Here is an 18,557-nt window from a genome sequence, read left to right on the forward strand (position 1 = left end):
GAGATGTGCGCCTGCCGTGCCCAGCTGCGGTCGGGGCGACCCCGTACTCGTGAGGAGTCGGGGGTAAGGGCTTTCCACCGCGGAGCCGCTGAGGGTCGTCGGGCATCGGGCCGCGTGGCGTGGGCACCGCCGGCTGGGAGAGGGACGGGAATGGAACCGACCGAGAGCACCGCCCCGGGCTCACGGCCGCGTCTGCGTCGCGTGGCGGTCGCATGGCGGCGCGGCCGTGAGGACGGGCGGCCCGCGGGACGACCGGGCGCGATGGGGCGCACCGGGACGCGTACCGCGGACGCGCGCGGTGCGGACGCGCGCGGTGCGGATGTGCGCGGTGCGGATGTGCGCGGTGCGGATGTGCGCGGTGCGGGGCAGCCGGTCGCCGGGCACGGTCCCGGGCTGGCCGAGGCGGACGCGGAACGGCACCCGTCCTGGCCCGCGCTGCCCACGGCGGTCGTCGCCGCCGCCGGGTTCGTGCTGGGCGCCGGCTTCCTGCGGGCGTTCACCGGAGGGCACGCGCTCTTCCCGTCCGGGACCGTCGGCTGGTCCCTGGCCGTGCTGACCGGGATCGTCGTCGGCCATCTGGTGATGCTGGGCCGCTCCCGGTGGTGGGGCGGTACGGGTTCCGGCGCCGCCCTCACCCTCGCGGTGCTGCTGCTGTACGGCTGGCTCCCGGCCGGGATGGTCAGCCTCACGGTCGTCGTGCTGGTCGGCGTGGCCCGGCGGGGCCGCTGGCGACAGGGCGTGCTGCACGGCGCGGTGGACCTGCTCGGCATCGGCGCCGGCGCGCTGGTGCTGGCCGCGTTCGGCTGGGTGCCGTCCGTCGAGTCGCCGTCGGCTCCGGACACCTGGACGCTGTACACCGCGCCGGGCGTGGTGCTGGTCGCCGTCACGTACCTCGTGGTCACGCGCGCGCTGCTCTGGTACCTGCACACCCCGCGCGCGGGGCTGCCCACCGTGGCCCGCACCGCTCTGGTCCGGCAGGGGCTCGTCGCGGTCGCCCTGTTCGGCATAGCGCCCCTGGTGTGCGTGGTCGCGGTCGCCAAGCCGGTGCTGCTGCCGCTCTTCTCCATTCCGCTGATCGCCCTCGACTCCACCCTGTGGATAGCCCGCGCGCGGGCCGAGGAGCAGTTGCGCGATCCGCTGACCGGACTGCCCAACCGGCAGTGGCTGCTGGAACGCATCTGGACGGCGCTGGACGACGCCGAGCGGATCGGCGCCCGTGCCGCGCTCATGCTGATCGACCTGGACCGTTTCCGGTCGGTCAACGACACCCTCGGTCATCTCGCCGGCGACCGGCTGCTGCTGCAGATAGCCGACCGGCTCAGAATCGCCCTGCCGCGCGGGGCGGAGGCCGCGCGGCTCGGCGGTGACGAGTTCGCCGTCTTACTGCCCGTCGCCGACTCCACGACGTCCGCGACCCGCGTCGCCCGCGGCCTCGTCACCGCCCTCAGCTCCCCGCTCGACCTCGACGGGCTCACCCTCGTCCTGGAGGCGAGTGCGGGGGTCGCCGTCTTTCCCGACCACGCGGACGACGCGGAAGGGCTGTTGCGGCGGGCGGACGTGGCGATGTACCAGGCCAAGCGGGACCGCACGGGGGTCGAGGCGTACGAGTCCAAGCGGGACTCCAACACCCCTGACCGGCTGGGGCTGCTGGGGGATCTGCGGCGGGCGCTGGACGCTCGTGAGGTGCAGCTGCACTACCAGCCGAAAGTCCGTTTCGACGGGCAGGTCGCGGGGCTCGAGGCGCTGGTGCGATGGGTGCATCCGGAGCGGGGGAAGGTGCCGCCGGACGAGTTCATAGCGATCGCCGAGTCGTCCGGGCTGATGCCGCACCTCACCGAGTACGTGCTGGAGACCGCGCTGGGGCAGGTCGCGCAGTGGCGCGCCCAGGGGCTCTTCGTGCCGGTCGCCGTGAACGTGTCCCCGCGCGATGTGCACACGCCCGGTTTCGCGGGCTCCGTGGCGGCGCGGCTGGCCCGGCACGGGGTGCCGGCGGGGGCGCTGCAGCTGGAGATCACCGAGCACGTGCTGCTGGAGGACCCGCAGCGTGCGGCCGACACGCTGAACGCGTTGACCGGGCACGGGGTGAAGATGTCGCTGGACGACTTCGGCACGGGGTACTCGTCGTTGGTGCATCTGCGGCGGCTGCCGGTGAGCGAGCTGAAGATCGACCGGTCGTTCGTGGCCCGGCTGGCCCTGGACGCCGAGGACGCGGAGATCGTGCGCTGCACCATCGACCTGGCGCATTCCCTGGGGCTGCTCGTCGTCGCCGAGGGGGTGGAGGACGACGAGACGTGGGAGCGGCTGCGCGATCTCCGCTGCGACGCGGTGCAGGGCTGGCTGGTGGCCGCGGCGATGCCGCCCGAGGAGACGACGGCCTGGCTGCTGGCCCGCGATTCCCGCGGCTGGCAGCGTCCGGCCGCCGCGCTCCCGGCCGCGACGACCACGGTCGACGAGTAGCCCGCCGGTCCGCGCCGGGTGGGTGGGACGCCTGCGGCGCAGGGTTCGGTCCGGTGGGGGCGGGCGTGGCGCCTGCGGTCGGTGGGTGGGTCGGGGGCGTGTCGGTGGTGTCCGTCCTCGGACCGGCGCGGATCACGTGTCCCGGGAGGGCGAGGGCGCGGACGCGCCGGCCGCTGCGGGCGGCCACCCCCGCCCCGCCCCTCCCCGCCGTACGCGACCACCTGCCGCCGCCCCCCACCGGCAGCCGCATGCCGCGTCAGCGGCCCTCCGCGGGCAGCCGCATGCCGTGTCAGCCGCGGGCAGTCGTGCCGCTGGGGCGGCACGGGTGGGCGCGACGGCACCCCGCAAGCGCCGGGCCGCGCGAACACCCTCCGGCCCACACCCGCGCGGGGCATCCGGCGAGGCGCCGGGTCGCGTGGGCGCCCCCGGCCCACATCCGCGCGGGGCGCCCGGTAAGGCGCCGGGCCGCGAGGCCACCCCGCTCAGCGGCGACGAGGGGAGCTGCCCGTCCTTTCGTCGCGGGCGGAGGAACGCCGTACGGCGTCCGACGGGGCGGGTCGCCGGGAAGGGTTTCACGGGCACGGCCCGCCGCCCCATAGGATTGGCCCCAAACCACACACACTCACCCCAGAGGATCGCTGCATGCCTGGCATTACGCGCGAGGAGGTCGCCCACCTCGCCCGGCTGGCGCGTCTGGAGCTGAAGCCCGAAGAGCTCGACCACTTCGCGGGCCAGCTCGACGACATCATCGGCGCGGTCGCCCGCGTCAGCGAGGTCGCCGACCAAGACGTACCGCCGACCTCGCACCCGCTCCCGCTGACGAACGTCATGCGCGCGGACGAGGTCCGTCCCTCGCTCACCCCCGAGCAGGCGCTCTCCGGCGCCCCGGCCCAGGAGCAGCAGCGTTTCAAGGTGCCGCAGATCCTGGGGGAGGAGTAACCCGCCATGAGCGATCACATCATCAGGCTCACCGCCGCCGAGACCGCCGAGAAGATCGCCTCCGGCGAGCTCACCGCCGTGGAGGTCACCGAGGCGCACCTGGCCCGGATCGAGGCCGTCGACGAGAAGGTGCACGCCTTCCTGCACGTCGACCGCGAGGGCGCCCTCGCCCAGGCGCGCGCCGTCGACGAGAAGCGGGCCCGCGGCGAGAAGCTCGGCCCGCTGGCCGGCGTCCCGCTCGCGCTCAAGGACATCTTCACCACCGAGGGCATCCCGACCACCGTCGGTTCCAAGATCCTCGAGGGCTGGATCCCGCCGTACGACGCGACGCTCACCAAGCGGCTGAAGGCCGCCGACGTCGTCATCCTCGGCAAGACCAACATGGACGAGTTCGCCATGGGGTCCAGCACCGAGAACAGCGCCTACGGGCCGACCGGCAACCCGTGGGACCTGACCAGGATCCCGGGAGGGTCCGGCGGTGGCTCGTCCGCCGCGCTCGCCTCCTTCCAGGCCCCGCTCGCCATCGGCACCGACACCGGCGGTTCCATCCGCCAGCCGGCCGCCGTCACCGGCACCGTCGGTGTGAAGCCGACGTACGGCGCCGTCTCCCGGTACGGCATGGTCGCCTTCTCCAGCTCCCTGGACCAGGGCGGACCCTGTGCCCGTACGGTCCTGGACGCGGCCCTGCTGCACGAGGTGATCGCCGGGCACGACCCGATGGACTCCACCTCCATCGACGCCCCGGTCCCGCCGGTCGTCGAGGCCGCCCGCAACGGCAGCGTCGCCGGCATGCGCGTCGGCGTCGTCAAGCAGTTCCGCGGCGAGGGGTACCAGGCCGGTGTCGTCCAGCGGTTCGACGAGTCCGTCGAGCTGCTCAAGGAGCTGGGCGCCGAGGTCGTCGAGCTGGACTGCCCCTCCTTCGACCTGGCGCTCTCCGCGTACTACCTGATCGCGCCCTCCGAGTGCTCCTCCAACCTCGCCCGCTTCGACGGCCTGCGCTACGGCCTGCGGACCGGCGACGACGGCACGCGCTCCGCCGAGGAGGTCACCTCGCTGACCCGCGAGGCCGGCTTCGGCGACGAGGTCAAGCGCCGCATCATGCTCGGCACGTACGCGCTCAGCTCCGGCTACTACGACGCGTACTACGGCAGCGCCCAGAAGGTCCGCACCCTCATCAAGCAGGAGTTCGAGCGGGCGTTCGAGCAGGTCGACGTGATCGTCTCCCCGACGACCCCGACCACCGCCTTCCCGATCGGCGAGCGCGCCGACGACCCGATGGCGATGTACCTCGCCGACCTGTGCACCATCCCCACCAACCTGGCCGGCAACGCGGCCATGTCGCTGCCCTGCGGCCTCGCCCCGGAGGACGACCTGCCGGTGGGTCTGCAGATCATCGCCCCCGCCATGAAGGACGACCGGCTCTACAAGGTCGGCGCCGCCGTCGAGGCCGCCTTCGTGGAAAAGTGGGGCCACCCGCTGATCGAGGAGGCACCGTCGCTGTGAGCGCACTGTCCAAGGCCAAGGGATTCAAGAAGTCCAAGTCCGGTCTGTACGTCTCCATGGCCACCTCGGCGTTCGGCGCCGTCGGTGTGTACAAGCAGATCAAGAAGGCGCGTGGGGAGAACGACACGCTGCGGCTGATCGACGCCGTCGTCACCGGTGCCGCGGTCGTCACCAACCTCGCCATCCTCTACCGCGAGCTGAAGAGCCTCGGCGACGACGACGTCCTGCTGGGCTGAGAGGGAAGTTTCACCGTGACCACCACGACTGACCTGGTGTCGTACGAGGACGCGCTGGCGTCGTACGACCCCGTCATGGGCCTAGAGGTCCATGTCGAACTCGGCACCGCCACCAAGATGTTCTGCGGCTGTTCGACGGCGCTCGGCGCCGACCCGAACACCCAGACCTGCCCCGTCTGCCTCGGCATGCCCGGCGCGCTCCCGGTCGTCAACGCGACCGGCGTCGAGTCGGCGATCAGGATCGGTCTCGCGCTGAACTGCGAGATCGCCGAGTGGTGCCGCTTCGCCCGGAAGAACTACTTCTATCCGGACATGCCGAAGAACTTCCAGACCTCCCAGTACGACGAGCCGATCGCCTTCGACGGCTACCTCGACGTGCAGCTGGAGGACGGGGAGACCTTCCGGGTGCAGATCGAGCGCGCCCACATGGAGGAGGACACCGGCAAGTCGACGCACGTCGGCGGCGCCACCGGCCGCATCCACGGCGCGTCCCACTCGCTGCTGGACTACAACCGGGCCGGCATCCCGCTGATCGAGATCGTCACCAAGCCGATCGAGGGAGCGGGCGAGCGCGCCCCCGAGGTCGCGCGGGCCTACGTCCGTGAGCTGCGCGAGCTCATCCGGGCGCTCGGCGTGTCCGAGGCCCGCATGGAGATGGGGCAGATGCGCTGCGACGTCAACCTGTCGCTGCGTCCTCACGGCACCGAGAAGTTCGGCACCCGCTCGGAGACGAAGAACGTCAACTCGCTGCGGTCCGTGGAGCGCGCGGCCCGCTTCGAGATCCAGCGGCACGCCGCCGTGCTGAGCGGCGGCGGCACGATCGTCCAGGAGACCCGCCACTTCCACGAGGACACGGGGTCCACGACCTCGGGCCGCGTGAAGGAGGAGGCCGAGGACTACCGGTACTTCCCGGAGCCCGACCTGGTGCCGGTCGCCCCGCCCCGCGAGTGGGTCGAGGAGATCCGCTCCGCCCTGCCCGAGCTGCCGCTGGTGCGCCGCAACCGGCTCCGCGAGGAGTGGGGTGTCTCCGGCACCGACATGCAGGCCATCCTGAACGCCGGGGCGCTGGACCCGATCGTCGCCACGATCGACGCCGGAGCCGACGCGGCCTCCGCCCGCAAGTGGTGGATGGGCGAGCTGGCCCGTGCCGCCAACGAGTCCGGCAAGGGGCTCGACGAGCTGGCGATCACCCCGGAGCAGGTGGCCCGGGTCGCCGAGCTGGTCGTGAAGGGCGATCTGAACGACAAGCTGGCCCGTCAGGTCATCGAGGGCGTCCTCGCCGGCGAGGGCACCCCGGACGAGGTGGTCGACAAGCGCGGCCTGAAGGTCGTCTCCGACGAGGGCGCCCTGGGCACCGCCGTCGACGAGGCCATCGCCGGCAACCCGGGCATCGCGGACAAGATCCGCGGTGGCAAGGTGGCCGCGGCCGGCGCCCTGGTCGGCGCGGTCATGAAGGCCACGCGCGGACAGGCGGACGCGGCCCGCGTCAAGGAGCTGATCCTGGAGAAGCTGGGCGTCACCGAGGGCTGATCGCCGAAGAGTGCGGGAGGGGGCGCGTCGGGTTCGATGCGCCCCCTCCTTCATGCGGTCACGCGGTCAGGGCCTGCGGCCCACCACGCGGGCGAAGCCCAGCGTGCGGCCCCGGTCCGCGCGGAGCATCTCCGCGCACTCCCGGCTCATCCGCACATGGAACTCCTCCGTGCTCTCCTCGTGGACGACGTCGCACCACAGCAGCCACTCCCGCCAGCCGTCCTCCAGCCAGTCGGCCGTCTCCACCTCCACGGCCCCGCTGCGGGTCCAGTGGCGGCGCCACCAGGCGGGGGAGTGGAAGCACCAGAAACCGGGGTCCCAGAAGGGCTTCAGATGCTCCGGCGGTTCGCTGCCCTCGACCTCCCCGGTCAGCGACGGGACGACGACCCCGATCCGCCCGCCGGGCTTCAGCAGCCGGGTCAGCGTCGGCAGGTACAGGTCGTCGGTGCCGAAGTACTGGTACGCGTCGACGGAGACGATCGCGTCGAAGCTCTCCTCCCCGAAGGGCAGGTCGTGCGCCTCGGCGAGGACCGGGAACACCCGGTCGGCGACGCCCGCCTCGGCGATGCGGCGCGCGTTGTCGTCCGGCCCGATCCACAGATCGGCCGCGGTGACCTGGACGTCGTACTCCCTGGCCAGGAAGACCGACGTCATGGCGCGTCCGCAGCCCAGATCGAGCACGCGTGCGCCGGGGCGCAGGGTGTCGAGGCCGAGGGCCGGGGCGAGCCACTCCAGCAGCCACAGCGCGTGCGGGCCCATCTGGTTGTCGACGGCCCAGCGGGCGTCGTAGGCGCCGCTGCGGGGGTACCGGGGCAGGGCGATGCGGCTAGCGAGGTCGTCGTGCGGGGTGTTCGGTGTGATGTCCGACATCGGTGAACGGGCTCCTTGAGGCCGTGAAGGGGGAGGGGGACGCGTCGGAGATCGGGCGGACAAGCATCAAAGCACCTGCTTCGGCCGGCGGCGCACTGCCGCGGAATGTCGGACCGGCGGACGCTAGCAGCCGTCCCCGTGCCCCCGCATCCGGATTTCCGGGCCCCGGGCGCCCGGGCCGGGGACACCGCGCGGGAGGAGTGCCGGGCGGTCAGGGCGGTCCGGAAAATGTGAATTAGTACACGAAAGCGACAAACGATCATTCATGCCTGCAAGAGTGGTCACCGCATTGCTCATGCGTTCTTTGCGGGCTGTTCGGTTCACGTTCGACTGTTCCCGGTCAAAGATCCACACCGAGTCACCACGGGAGCACATTCGTGGCAGCCCTCGCACGCTGGTGTGTCCAACGCCGTCTGATCACCGTTCTGCTCTGGCTCCTCGCCCTCGGCGGGGTCTCCGCCGGCGCCTTCGCCGCCGGCTCCGCCTACTCGAACGACTACCAGGTGCCCGGCACCGAGTCCGGGCGGGCCGCCCAGCTGCTGCAGGAGGGCTTCCCGGCCCTCGGCGGCGGTGACAGCGACAACGTGGTCTGGCACACCTCGTCCGGCGGCGTCCGGGACCCCGGCGTCGAACAGGCCATGACCCGTACCCTGGAACGCATCGGTGACCTGCCCGGCGTGGCCGCCGTGAGCGGTCCGTACGGCGACCAGGGCGCCGGCCGGGTCAGCGCGGACGGCCGCACCGCCTACGCCACGGTCACCTTCGACGACCAGGCCAAGGACATCGACGCGGGCGAGGCCGCCGCCGTGGTGGAGACGGCCGAGGCCGCTCGGACCGACGGACTCCAGGTCGAGCTGAGCGGCAGCGCCGTCGAGCTCGGCGAGTCCTCCGGCGGACACACCGCCGAGATCGTCGGCGTGCTGGTCGCCGCCGTCGTCCTGTTCCTCGCCTTCGGCTCGCTCGCCGCCTCGCTGCTCCCCATAGCCACCGCCCTGGTCGGCGTCGGCACCGCCTACGCCGGGATCGGGCTCCTCGGGCACGTCATGACCGTCGCCGACTTCGCCCCCATGCTCGGCACGCTGATCGGGCTCGGCGTCGGCATCGACTACGCGCTGTTCATCGTGACCCGGCACCGGCGCGGGCTGAAGCGCGGCCTCACCGTCTCCGAGGCCGCCACCAACGCCGTCGCCACCACCGGACGGGCGGTCGTCTTCGCGGGCGCCACCGTCTGCATAGCCCTGCTGGGCATGCTGATCCTCCGGCTGAACTTCCTCAACGGCGTCGCCATAGCGGCCTCGCTCACCGTCGTCCTGACCGTCGCCGCCTCCGTCACCCTGCTGCCCGCCCTGCTGTCGTTCATCGGCACGCGCGCGCTCAGCCGCCGCGAGCGGCGCCGGCTGGCGGAGCACGGGCCCGAGCCGGAGGTGCCGACCGGGTTCGCCGCCCGCTGGTCGGCGTTCGTGGAGCGCCACCCCAAGCTGCTCGGCGCGGTCGCGGTCGTCGTCATGGCGGTCCTCGCACTGCCCACCCTCTCCCTCCACCTGGGCACCTCCGACCAGGGCAACGACCCCAGGACGTCCACCACCCGCCAGGCCTACGACCTGCTCGCCGACGGCTTCGGCCCCGGTGTGAACGGCCCTCTCACCCTCGTCACCCACGTCGACGGCGCCCAGGACCGGCTCGCCCTGGACAACCTCGACACCACCCTGCGCGCCACCGAGGGCGTCGCGTCGGTGTCGCCCGCGACCTACGGCACGGGGGGCGACACCGCGTACCTCACCGTCGTACCGGAGTCGTCCCCGCAGTCGAAGCAGACCAGTGACCTGGTCGACCGGCTGCGCGAGGACGTGCTGCCGCGGGCCGAGTCGGGCACCTCGCTCGACGTGCAGGTCGGCGGCGTGACGGCCGGGTACGACGACTTCGCCGACGTCATCGTCGACAAGCTGCCCCTCTTCGTCGGTGTCGTGATCGGCCTGGGCTGTCTGCTGCTCCTGGTGGGCTTCCGCTCGCTCGCCATCCCGCTCAAGGCCGCGCTGATGAACGTGGCCGCCGTCGCCGCCACGTTCGGCGTCGTCGTCGCGATCTTCCAGTGGGGCTGGGGCAGCGACGTGCTGGGCCTCGGCGCGGGAGGCCCGATCGAACCCTTCCTGCCCGTGATCATGGTCTCCGTCCTCTTCGGGCTCTCCATGGACTACCAGGTCTTCCTGGTGAGCCGGATGTACGAGGAATGGCTGGAGACCGGCGACAACCGGCGCGCCGTCCGCATCGGCCTCGCCGAGACCAGCCGGGTGATCAACTCCGCCGCCGTGATCATGATCTCGGTCTTCCTCGCCTTCGTCCTCACCGGCGACCGCGTGATCGCCATGTTCGGCATCGCGCTCGCCGCGGCCGTCGCCCTCGACGCCTTCGTCCTGCGCACCCTGCTCGTCCCCGCCCTCATGCACCTCCTCGGCGGCGCCAACTGGTGGCTGCCGCGCTCGCTGGACCGGATCATGCCGCGCATCAGCATCGAACCGCCCGAGGCCCGTGCCGCCCATGAGAGGCTGGCCGCCGCCACGGACGCCGGGGTGGCGGACGTGCTGGCCGAGGAGGAGCAGCAGCGGGATGTACGCGATACCACTGGGTGACGACGGAGCGGAACTGCGCCCCCTGGAGCCCTGGCACGCCGAGGAGTTCCTGGCCCATCTGGACCGGGGCCGGGAGTTCATCAACCAGTACGTCCCCTTCGGCTCCAAGGCCACGGACGTGGCCGGGGCGCGGGAGGTGCTCCGGCGGTACGCCGACTGGCGCGCCGCCGACACGGCCTCGCTGCACGGGCTGTGGCTGGACGGCACGCTCGTGGGCGGGGTGCTCACCCTGAACTTCGACGCCGCGAACGGAAGCTGCGAGGTGGGCTGCTGGCTGGAGCCCGCCGCCACCGGGCGCGGGCTCGTCACCCGCGCGATGCGGGTGCTCATCGACTGGGCCGTCGAGCAGCGCGGCATCCACCGGGTCGAATGGGTCGCGGCGGCCGGCAACGAGCCGAGCGTCAACATCGCCCGCCGGCTCGGCATGACCCGTGACGGTGTGCGCCGCGAGGCCCATCTCCACCACGGGGTACGCCACGACCTGGAGGTGTGGTCCGTGCTGGCCCCTCAGTGGCGCGCGGCGCACAACGATCATTAAGCGGACTCTCAGAGAGCGTCCGTACGGTGCGGGGCATGGGAACCAGGACAGTGGACGAGACCGGGACCGGCGCCGGAGCCGGCCCCGAGCACGACGGGACGGCGGTGGACGCCACCGAGTCCCGCGACGTCGACGCCGCGGAGACGCGGCCGGAGGCGACGAAGGACGCACCGGAGAGCGAGGACCGGGCCCCGTCCGGTGTCGGACAGGGCGCCGCCGCGGTCGTCTCCGCAGCCCTCGGCCTCGTCTCGCTCACCGGCAGCTGGCTCGGTACGGTGGCCGCCGCGCGGGAGACCCTCCTGGGCCAGCTGGAGACGGCCGCGGACGCCGGCGTCGCCACCCAGGTCAAGGAGATCTACGGCGACGCCTGGCACACCAGTGCGCTGTGGGGCGGCCTGTTCGCGCTGACCGCGCTGATCGTGGGCGTGGTGGTGCTGGCGAGGCCCGCGTTCGGGACGCCGGGACGGACCGTCCAGGCGCCCTGGACCAAGTCGGTCGCCTGGGCGGGCGTGTCGCTCGGCGTCGTCGGACTGCTGCTGGCGGTCCTCAAGTACACCGACGTGCTGCTGGGCCTGCCGGCGACCGGCTGAGCCGGGCCGCGTGAGGGGTCTCCGGGTGTCCGGAGACCCCTCACGCGCGTTCAGGAGGCGAGTACGGCGCGCGCCTCCGCGATGATCGCCGCCAGCTCCTCGGTCTCGGACGCGGTGAGGGGCGTCAGCGGCGGGCGGACCGGTCCGGCCTCCAGGCCCTCCAGGGTGACCCCGGCCTTCACCAGCGCCACCGCGTACCCCGGAACCCGCTTGCGCAGCCGGACCAGGGGGTGGAAGAAGGCGCGCTGCAACGCGTCGACCCGCTTCCGGTCGCCCTCCTCCACCGCGCGGTGGAAGGCGAGGGAGACGTCGGGCGCGAAGGCGAAGGCGGCCGACGAGTACAGCTCCACGCCCAGCGCCCGGTACGCGAGCTGGCTCGCCTCGGCCGTGGGCATGCCGTTGAAGAACTGGAACTCCTTGCCGGTCCCGTCGAGCGCCTCCCGCACGGCGGGGACGATCCGCGCGAGCAGGTCGAGGTCACCGGTGCCGTCCTTGAAGCCCACGACGTGGGGCAGCCGGGCGACCGCGACCGCCGAGCGCTCGTCGAAGCGGGCGTTCGCCCGGTTGTAGACGATCAGCGGCAGGGCGGTCTCGCCGGCCACCTCGCGGGTGTAGGCGACGAGCCCGTCGGCGGGGGCCTCGACCAGGTAGGGCGGCAGGAGCAGCAGACCGTCCGCACCGGCCTGAGCGGCCACCCGCGCGTGCCGGCGGGCCTGGCCGACGGCGCCGCCGGCCCCGGCGTACACCGGGACGCGTCCGCCCACCGCCTCGACCGCGGTGCGGACGACGGCGGTGTACTCCTCGTGGTCCAGGGCGTGGAACTCGCCGGTGCCGCAGGCGACGAAGACTCCGCCCGGGCCGGCGCCGACCCGGTCCGCGACGTGCCGGCGCAGGGCGTCGAGGTCGACGTCACCGGCCGCGGTGAACGGGGTGACGGGGAAGAAGAGAACGCCTTCGAGCATGGGTGGTTTCCTACTCTGGGTGAGGGGCGGGAGTGGTGTGGTCGGGGAAGGGGGAACCGGCACGGACCACGTGGGTGAGCGCGTCCCCCCGCTGCGGCCGGTCGGTGTTCGCGGCGATCCCGGTCGCGCGGGCGGCGAAGGCGTCGGCCGTGTGGCCCGGGTGGTGCGGGGGCATCAGGACGTTCGGCAGGTCGTGGAAGGGCGGCCGGCTCGGCGCGTCGGGCGGGCCGGACCCCCACGCGTCCAGTGCGGCGCCCGCGATGGCGCCGGAGACGAGCGCCTCGTGGAGCGCCTCCTCCCGGACCACCGGCCCGCGCGCCACGTCGGCCGGCAGGGCCCCGGAGCCCGTACCCGGTCCGTGGTGGTGCTGCCCGCGCCCCTGCCGGACGTGCCGTCGCCGTCCGTGGGGTCGGCGCCCGGCGCGCGGGAGGGGTGGGCGATCGGCTCGTCGAGGCCCCCCACGTCCATGCCGGCCGGCTCGTCGGCGGCGCGTCGCAGCCGCTCCGGATGCACCGTGCCGCCGTAGGTCTCACCGACGCCGCTGACACCGGACCCGGTGGTGATCTCCACGATGGCGCGCAGCGCGTAGGGCTCGCGCACTCCGACCGTGATCAGCGGGGGACGGCCCCGGAAGGCCATGGGGACCACGGTGGCGCCGGCGATCCGTTCTGAGGTCCGAACCATGAATGCCATCCCCATATGCAGTCGGCGTTCTCATTTGTAGACAGCGGGGTGGGGTGGTGTCAATGGGCGGGCCCCGGAGCCGGGGCCGAGGGGCACGGCGGCCTCCGTCGGGCCCGCCGATGGCGATGGTGCGGCAGCGGCTGAGCGGGCCGCGGCTGCGGGCCGCGGTGAACGCGTTCTTCCCGGCCGGCTCGCTGATGAGCCCGGTCGCGCCGACGGCGGCCGCCGGCGTGCCGCTTGCCGGTCCGCCGACCCGGCGGCTGAACGCGCGGCACACACGCACGGCGGTCATGGCCCTCGCGGTCGCCGGCGCGGCGGGACCGGTGGCACGGCGACCGGGGCCCAGGACGCCTAAGTACCTCCTAAGGCCCCGGCCCGGCCACAAGATACGGAACCCTCCCGATGCGGCGGGCCCGCCTCGGGGACGAAGGTGGAGGCATCGCGGAAAGCGATGACCGGCACCGACTCCTCCGGGGGAACACACCATGTTCGAGTACGCACTCCACCAGCTCCGCCACGACGACCTCCTCCGCCGCGCGGAGCACGAGCGCCAGGTCCAGGAGGCCCTGCGCCTCCGCCGCCGCGCGCGCCGCGAAGCCGCCGCACGGGGCGCCGGGGCCGAGAGCCCTCCCCGCCACCGAACCCGTTTCGCCCGAGCCGCGTGAACGCCGACCCGGGCGGCGGTCGCACGGGGGTCGACCGCCGCTCGCCCGTCCCCGCGGGCAGTCGTCGTGCCTCCCGCAGTGCCTCAAGGGCCTGGGAGGCCCCCCCAGGACGCAGGGGGGCGCCTCCCGCTCATGGGGTCCCCGCTCATGGGGGTCCCCCGCTCGAGCGAAGCCGGGAGTGGGGGAGAAGCCGGGAGTGGGGGAGGGCGGGCGCCGGGGGCGCCCCTCCGGAGGAGGCGCCCCGCAGGCGCCGGATCGCGTGAACCTCCCGCCCGGCACCGACACGGGGCACCCGCGGTCCCGGCGAACGGGCACGGTGCCGCAGGCGCCCGCCCCCTCGCGAAAACCGGTGACCCGTCGTCGGAAGGGCGTGCGATGCTCAGGCACGTGGAGACCAAGTCCGTCAGTCCCGTGTTCGTGGGCCGCAGCACCGAACTCGACACACTGAACACCGCCCTCGCCCGCGCCGCCGCCGAGCCCCAGGCACTGCTCATCGGGGGCGAGGCCGGCGTGGGGAAAACCCGCCTCGTGGAGGAGTTCGCCGCCGCCGCCCGCCGCCGCGGCGCGATCGTCGCCCTCGGCGGCTGCGTGGAGATCGGCGCCGACGGCCTCCCCTTCGCCCCCTTCTCCACCGCTCTGCGCCAACTCCGCCGCGCACTGCCCGACCAGCTCGCCGCCGCCGCCTCCGGGCAGGAGGAGGAACTCGCCCGCCTGCTCCCCGAGATCGGCACCGCCACCCGCGAGGACCGCCGCGACGAACAGGGCGTGGCCCGCCTGTTCGAGCTCACCGCCCGCCTGCTGGAGCGCGTCGCCGCCGACCACACCGTCGTCCTCGTCCTGGAGGACCTGCACTGGGCCGACGCCTCCACCCGCCACCTGCTCGCCTACCTGTTCCGCACCCTGCGCACCGGCCGCCTCGTCGTCCTCGCCACCTACCGCTCCGACGACATCCACCGCCGCCACCCCCTGCGCCCCCTCCTCGCCGAACTCGACCGGCTCCGCACGGTTCAGCGCGTCGAACTCGGCCGCCTCAACCGCGAGGAGGTCCACCGGCAGATCGCCGGCATCCTCGCCCGCGAACCCGACCCCGACCGCGTCGACGACATCTTCGAACGCTCCGACGGCAACGCCTTCTTCGTCGAGGAACTCGCCGTCGCCGCCGACGAGGGCTGCTGCACCGGTCTCCCCGACTCCCTGCGCGACCTCCTCCTGGTCCGGGTCGAGGCGCTGCCGGAGAGCGCCCAGCGGGTCGCCCGGATCGTCGCCGAAGGCGGCTCCACCGTCGAGGACCGGCTGCTGGCCGCCGTCGCCCGGCTCACCGAGGACGACCTCATCGAGGCCCTGCGGGCCGGCGTCAACGCCGGCATCCTCGCCCCCGCCCCCGACCGCGACGGTTACCGCTTCCGCCACTCCCTGGTCCGTGAGGCCGTCAGCGACGACCTGCTGCCCGGCGAACGCTCCCGGCTCAACCGCCGCTACGCCGAGGCCCTGGAGGCCTGCCCCACCCTCGTCCCCGCCGACGAGTGGGTGACCCGCCTGGCCAGCTACTGGTACCACGCCCACGACGCGGCCAAGGCCCTGCCCGCCGTCCTCGACGCCTCCGTCGAGGCCCGCCGGCGCCACGCCTACTCCGAGCAACTGGGCCTGCTGGAGCGGGCGATGGAGCTGTGGGACGCGGTCCCCGACGCCGTACGGGCCACCCTGCGCCCCCTCGACCACGCCGAGGTCCACCCTCCCCCGCCGCCTGAAGGGCGTGGGGGGACCCCCAGCGGCCGCGACCCCGCGACCGCACCGCTGCGCTACCTCGACCTGATGGCCGAGGCCGCCGTCGCCGGCCGCCTCTGCGGGGAACGCGAACGCTCGATGAAGATCACCAAGCGGGCGCTGCGCCTCCTCGACGAGGACCCGGACCCCCTGCGCGCCGCCTGGTTCTGGGTGCAGCGCTCCCGGCTCACCCAGGCCCTCGCCCGCGGCGACGGCTGGGCCGAACTCGGCACCGCACAGGACCTGGTGCGCGGACTGCCCCCGTCCGAGGTGCACGCCGAGGTCCTCGCCTCCGCCGCCAACTGGTCCATGCTGCACGAACCCGGCCCGGAGGCCATGGCCGCCGCCGAACGCGCCGTCGAGTACGCCCGTATGGTCGGCGCCCACGACATCGAGCTCAACGCCCGGCTCACCCTCGGCGGCCTCATGGTCGACGCCGGTGACATCGCCACCGGACTCGCCGAGATGTACGAGGTCAAGGACCGGGCGACCGAACTGGGCGTGGACATGGTGGTGGCCCGCGCCCATGTGAACCTCCCGTCCGTCCTCGAAGGCGTCGGCCGCTCCGAGGAGGCCGCGGCACTCCTCCACGAAGGCGTCCACGTCACCCGCAGGCTCGGACTGCTGGACTCCGAGGGCTGGGTGTGGGGCAACCTCGCCGAGTCCCTCCACTCGCTCGGCCGCTGGGACGAGGCGGCCCGCGCCGCGGCCAACGCCCAGCGTCTCGAACGGAGCGCCAAGCCCCGGGCCGGGGGCTCGATGCGGCTGGCGTACCTCGCGTACGACCGGGGGGACGTGGCCGAGGCGGCCCGCCGGCTCGCCGACGCCCGCACCTTCTTCGGCACCCACGACCCGATGCCGCAGTACGCCCTCCCCATGAAGTGGGTCGCCGTCGGCATCGCCGCCGCCGAGGGCCGCCTGGCCGACGCCCGCGCCGAACTGCTCGCCGTGCTCGACGCCGGGCTCCCGCCCGGCACCCAGCGCTACGGCTGGCCCCTGCTGCTCGCCGTCACCGCCGCGGAGGCCGACGCCCACGGCGACCCGGCGACCGAGCCCGGCCGCCCGGAGATCCTGGACCGGATCCGCACCGCGGCCAGGACGCTGGCGACCGGCGTGCCCGTATGGAAGGCGTACGACCTGTGGCTGCGCGCAGAGCTGCTGCGCGCCGAGGGCAGGCCCGCACCGGACGAGTGGTCCGCGGCCGTCGAGGCGGTCGAGCCCCTGGGACGGCCCTACGACCTCGCACGCGTCCGGTTCCGGCTCGCCGAGGCGCTGCTCGCCACCGGCGCGGGCGACGACGAGCGCGCCCGCGCCACGGAACTGCTGCGGCTGGCGACCGCCCTCGCCGACCACCTCGGCGCCGCACCGCTGGCCAGGTCCGCCGGCCTGCTGGCGCAGCGCGCCCGGCTCGCACTGGCCACCGCCCCCCGCGACCGGACCCCCGCGGATCCGGCCGACGCGCTCGGCCTCACCAGCCGGGAACGCGAAGTGCTGCGTCTGGTGACCGCCGGCCGCACCAACCGCCGTATCGCCGAGGAACTCTTCATCTCCCCGAAGACGGCCAGCGTCCACGTCTCCCACATCCTCGCCAAGCTGGGCGTCTCCGGACGGGGCGAGGCGGCGGCTGTGGCGCATCGGCTCGGTCTGTTCGCGCCGGAGACGGGCGCACGGCCGGCGGCGGGACAATAGACGTACGACCCATTCGCCCTCGGGAAGGGGAGCGGTGTTCAACGCCTTCGAGGAACTGTTCGCCCCCGGCCGCAAGCACACCCGCGACGAGCAGAACCGCCTGGAACTGACCCGGGAGGACGTCGGCGACGCCGACCCCGGACGCGGACCGATAGACCTCGCCTCCGGAAAGGTCACCGTACGCCCGCCCACGGCGCCGGAGGAGGAGCCCGAGGCGGAATGAGCGGCTAGCTCACCTCCAGCTCCAGGATCCGGTCGTCCCCCTCCTTCGGGTCGCCGCGCCCGTCCGTGTCGCTGGTGACCAGCCACAGCTTGTCGCCGCCCGCCGCCGCCACCGTGCGCAGCCGGCCGTACTCGCCCTCCAGGAAGGCCTGCGGGTCCGCCGAGGCCTTCGTGCCCTTCAGCGGTACGCGCCACAGCCGCTCGCCGCGCAGTCCCGCCATCCAGACCGAGCCCTCGGCGTAGGCGATGCCACTGGGGGAGGCCTCGTCGGTGCTCCACTGGGCGACCGGGTCGTGGAAGCCGCCGGCGTCCGACTCGCCCTCCGCCTCCGGCCAGCCGTAGTTGTCACCCGGCTCGATCGCGTTCAGCTCGTCCCAGGTGTTCTGGCCGAACTCCGAGGCGAACAGCCGCTGCCTGCCGTCCCACGCCAGGCCCTGCACATTGCGGTGGCCGTACGAGTACACCGCGGAGTCGGGGAACGGATTGCCCGGGGCCGGCTCGCCCTCCGGGGTCAGCCGCAGGATCTTGCCGCCCAGGGACTCCTTGTCCTGGGACAGGCCCGTGTCACCGCTCTCGCCCGTGCCCGCGTACAGCATCCCGTCCGGGCCGAAGGCGATCCGGCCGCCGTTGTGGATCTCGCCCTTGGGGATGCCCCGGAAGACCGTGTCCGGCGCGCCCAGCTGCTCACCGGCCGGTTTCCCCTCGTCGTAGACCATGCGGACGATGCGGTTGTCGGAGGCGGAGGTGAAGTACGCGTAGATCATGCGGTCCGAGGCGTACTCGGGGGAGAAGGCGATGCCGAGCAGGCCGCCCTCGCCGGACGGCGACACCCCGGGCACCTCGCCCACCTCGGTCTTCTCACCGGTCTTCCCGTCGATCCGGGTGATCGTCGCCTCGTCGCGGGAGGAGACCAGCAGGTCGCCGTCGGCCAGCGGGGCCAGGCCCCAGGGGGAGCTCAGGCCCGTGGTCACCGTGCGGACCACCTTCACCGAGCCCTTCGCGGGCGGTGTCTCCTCCGCGTTCCTTTCCGGCGACGAGGACGACGTCGCCGCCGTACCGGTCGGGGAGGCGCCGCCCTCCGCACCCGGCGGTCCTCCGCCGTCGGAGGAGCAGCCGGCGGTCAGCAGGAGCGCGGCGGCGGCCAGTACGGCCGTCACGGCTCGTCGTTGCACGATCTCGTCCCTTCGACGCGGTGGGGTCCCACCTGTCATACACCGCTCGTGCTCCCGGGGTTCCCGATCGCCGAACCCCGAACCGCCGGATCGCCGCCGCGGGGCCGTC

General features: G+C 73.6%; 15 protein-coding genes. 11 read left to right on the forward strand and 4 right to left on the reverse strand.

Annotated features, from left to right (window positions below; all coding sequences use genetic code 11):
* Positions 1 to 150: 150 nt before the first annotated feature.
* The 5 genes from ADK41_RS36240 (at position 151) to gatB (ending at position 6,665) form a co-directional block, all read left to right on the forward strand.
* On the forward strand, positions 151 to 2,457 hold the full coding sequence (locus ADK41_RS36240; RefSeq protein WP_030828802.1) for a putative bifunctional diguanylate cyclase/phosphodiesterase: 2,307 nt from the start codon (positions 151 to 153) through the stop codon (positions 2,455 to 2,457).
* A gap of 642 nt (positions 2,458 to 3,099) precedes the next feature.
* Positions 3,100 to 3,396 carry an Asp-tRNA(Asn)/Glu-tRNA(Gln) amidotransferase subunit GatC gene (gene gatC, locus ADK41_RS36245; protein ID WP_006130840.1) on the forward strand — a complete coding sequence of 99 codons (297 nt, stop codon included), beginning with the start codon at positions 3,100 to 3,102 and terminating at the stop codon, positions 3,394 to 3,396.
* 6 nt (positions 3,397 to 3,402) lie between these two features.
* Positions 3,403 to 4,899, forward strand: a complete 1,497-nt coding sequence (gatA, locus tag ADK41_RS36250; RefSeq protein WP_030824588.1) for an Asp-tRNA(Asn)/Glu-tRNA(Gln) amidotransferase subunit GatA — start codon at positions 3,403 to 3,405, stop codon at positions 4,897 to 4,899.
* Positions 4,896 to 5,135 carry a hypothetical protein gene (locus ADK41_RS36255; RefSeq protein ID WP_030824592.1) on the forward strand — a complete coding sequence of 80 codons (240 nt, stop codon included), beginning with the start codon at positions 4,896 to 4,898 and terminating at the stop codon, positions 5,133 to 5,135. The genes gatA and ADK41_RS36255 overlap by 4 nt, the downstream gene beginning before the upstream one ends.
* Positions 5,136 to 5,150: 15 nt before the next feature.
* On the forward strand, positions 5,151 to 6,665 hold the full coding sequence (gene gatB / locus ADK41_RS36260) for an Asp-tRNA(Asn)/Glu-tRNA(Gln) amidotransferase subunit GatB (protein ID WP_030824595.1): 1,515 nt from the start codon (positions 5,151 to 5,153) through the stop codon (positions 6,663 to 6,665).
* A 66-nt stretch (positions 6,666 to 6,731) separates the two neighbouring features.
* On the opposite strand, the gene ADK41_RS36265 is transcribed toward gatB, so the two are convergent.
* Positions 6,732 to 7,535, reverse strand: coding sequence for an SAM-dependent methyltransferase (locus ADK41_RS36265; protein ID WP_030824598.1), 804 nt, complete (start codon positions 7,533 to 7,535; stop codon positions 6,732 to 6,734).
* Between the two features lie 377 nt (positions 7,536 to 7,912).
* Here ADK41_RS36265 and ADK41_RS36270 point away from each other — a divergent pair, with 377 nt between their 5' ends.
* Genes ADK41_RS36270 through ADK41_RS36280 form a run of 3 tightly spaced genes read left to right on the forward strand, consistent with a single transcriptional unit; the run spans position 7,913 to position 11,290 of the window.
* Entirely contained in the window at positions 7,913 to 10,162 is a 2,250-nt protein-coding gene (locus ADK41_RS36270; protein ID WP_030824600.1) for an MMPL family transporter, read from the forward strand.
* Complete coding sequence (locus ADK41_RS36275; protein ID WP_030824602.1) at positions 10,140 to 10,700, forward strand: GNAT family N-acetyltransferase; 561 nt, start codon at positions 10,140 to 10,142, stop codon at positions 10,698 to 10,700. Before ADK41_RS36270 ends, ADK41_RS36275 begins: the two co-directional genes overlap by 23 nt.
* Positions 10,701 to 10,735: 35 nt before the next feature.
* Positions 10,736 to 11,290, forward strand: coding sequence for a hypothetical protein (locus ADK41_RS36280; RefSeq protein ID WP_030824605.1), 555 nt, complete (start codon positions 10,736 to 10,738; stop codon positions 11,288 to 11,290).
* A gap of 50 nt (positions 11,291 to 11,340) precedes the next feature.
* Here ADK41_RS36280 and ADK41_RS36285 read toward each other — a convergent pair whose 3' ends face one another.
* Entirely contained in the window at positions 11,341 to 12,252 is a 912-nt protein-coding gene (locus ADK41_RS36285) for a 5-dehydro-4-deoxyglucarate dehydratase (protein WP_030824607.1), read from the reverse strand.
* 10 nt (positions 12,253 to 12,262) lie between these two features.
* Positions 12,263 to 12,574: an NAD(P)-dependent oxidoreductase gene (locus tag ADK41_RS36290; protein WP_280923167.1), complete on the reverse strand. Its 312-nt coding sequence runs from the start codon at positions 12,572 to 12,574 to the stop codon at positions 12,263 to 12,265.
* Between the two features lie 847 nt (positions 12,575 to 13,421).
* Here ADK41_RS36290 and ADK41_RS36300 point away from each other — a divergent pair.
* From ADK41_RS36300 to ADK41_RS36310, 3 genes are all read left to right on the forward strand, one after another.
* The gene (locus ADK41_RS36300; RefSeq protein WP_030824613.1) at positions 13,422 to 13,601 is read left to right on the forward strand and encodes a hypothetical protein; all 180 of its coding nucleotides are present in this window, start codon (positions 13,422 to 13,424) and stop codon (positions 13,599 to 13,601) included.
* 375 nt (positions 13,602 to 13,976) lie between these two features.
* Positions 13,977 to 17,054: a helix-turn-helix transcriptional regulator gene (locus ADK41_RS36305; RefSeq protein ID WP_030824615.1), complete on the forward strand. Its 3,078-nt coding sequence runs from the start codon at positions 13,977 to 13,979 to the stop codon at positions 17,052 to 17,054.
* A gap of 34 nt (positions 17,055 to 17,088) precedes the next feature.
* Positions 17,089 to 17,277, forward strand: a complete 189-nt coding sequence (locus ADK41_RS36310; RefSeq protein ID WP_030824618.1) for a DUF6191 domain-containing protein — start codon at positions 17,089 to 17,091, stop codon at positions 17,275 to 17,277.
* A gap of 4 nt (positions 17,278 to 17,281) precedes the next feature.
* Here ADK41_RS36310 and ADK41_RS36315 read toward each other — a convergent pair whose 3' ends face one another.
* Positions 17,282 to 18,487 carry a PQQ-dependent sugar dehydrogenase gene (locus ADK41_RS36315; RefSeq protein ID WP_051843123.1) on the reverse strand — a complete coding sequence of 402 codons (1,206 nt, stop codon included), beginning with the start codon at positions 18,485 to 18,487 and terminating at the stop codon, positions 17,282 to 17,284.
* Positions 18,488 to 18,557: the final 70 nt, after the last annotated feature.

The organism is Streptomyces caelestis (assembly GCF_001279005.1).
Taxonomy (GTDB): domain Bacteria; phylum Actinomycetota; class Actinomycetes; order Streptomycetales; family Streptomycetaceae; genus Streptomyces; species Streptomyces heliomycini.

What these genes read in the sequence shown, in the direction of transcription:
- ADK41_RS36300 (WP_030824613.1), top strand. Translation starts at nt 13,422, where the DNA reads ATGTTCGAGTACGCACTCCACCAGCTCCGCCACGACGACCTCCTCCGC.
- ADK41_RS36280 (WP_030824605.1), top strand. Translation starts at nt 10,736, where the DNA reads ATGGGAACCAGGACAGTGGACGAGACCGGGACCGGCGCCGGAGCCGGC.
- ADK41_RS36275 (WP_030824602.1), top strand. Translation starts at nt 10,140, where the DNA reads ATGTACGCGATACCACTGGGTGACGACGGAGCGGAACTGCGCCCCCTG.
- ADK41_RS36265 (WP_030824598.1), bottom strand. Translation starts at nt 7,535, where the DNA reads ATGTCGGACATCACACCGAACACCCCGCACGACGACCTCGCTAGCCGC.
- ADK41_RS36240 (WP_030828802.1), top strand. Translation starts at nt 151, where the DNA reads ATGGAACCGACCGAGAGCACCGCCCCGGGCTCACGGCCGCGTCTGCGT.
- ADK41_RS36315 (WP_051843123.1), bottom strand. Translation starts at nt 18,487, where the DNA reads ATGACAGGTGGGACCCCACCGCGTCGAAGGGACGAGATCGTGCAACGA.
- ADK41_RS36285 (WP_030824607.1), bottom strand. Translation starts at nt 12,252, where the DNA reads ATGCTCGAAGGCGTTCTCTTCTTCCCCGTCACCCCGTTCACCGCGGCC.
- gatC (WP_006130840.1), top strand. Translation starts at nt 3,100, where the DNA reads ATGCCTGGCATTACGCGCGAGGAGGTCGCCCACCTCGCCCGGCTGGCG.
- gatA (WP_030824588.1), top strand. Translation starts at nt 3,403, where the DNA reads ATGAGCGATCACATCATCAGGCTCACCGCCGCCGAGACCGCCGAGAAG.
- ADK41_RS36305 (WP_030824615.1), top strand. Translation starts at nt 13,977, where the DNA reads ATGCTCAGGCACGTGGAGACCAAGTCCGTCAGTCCCGTGTTCGTGGGC.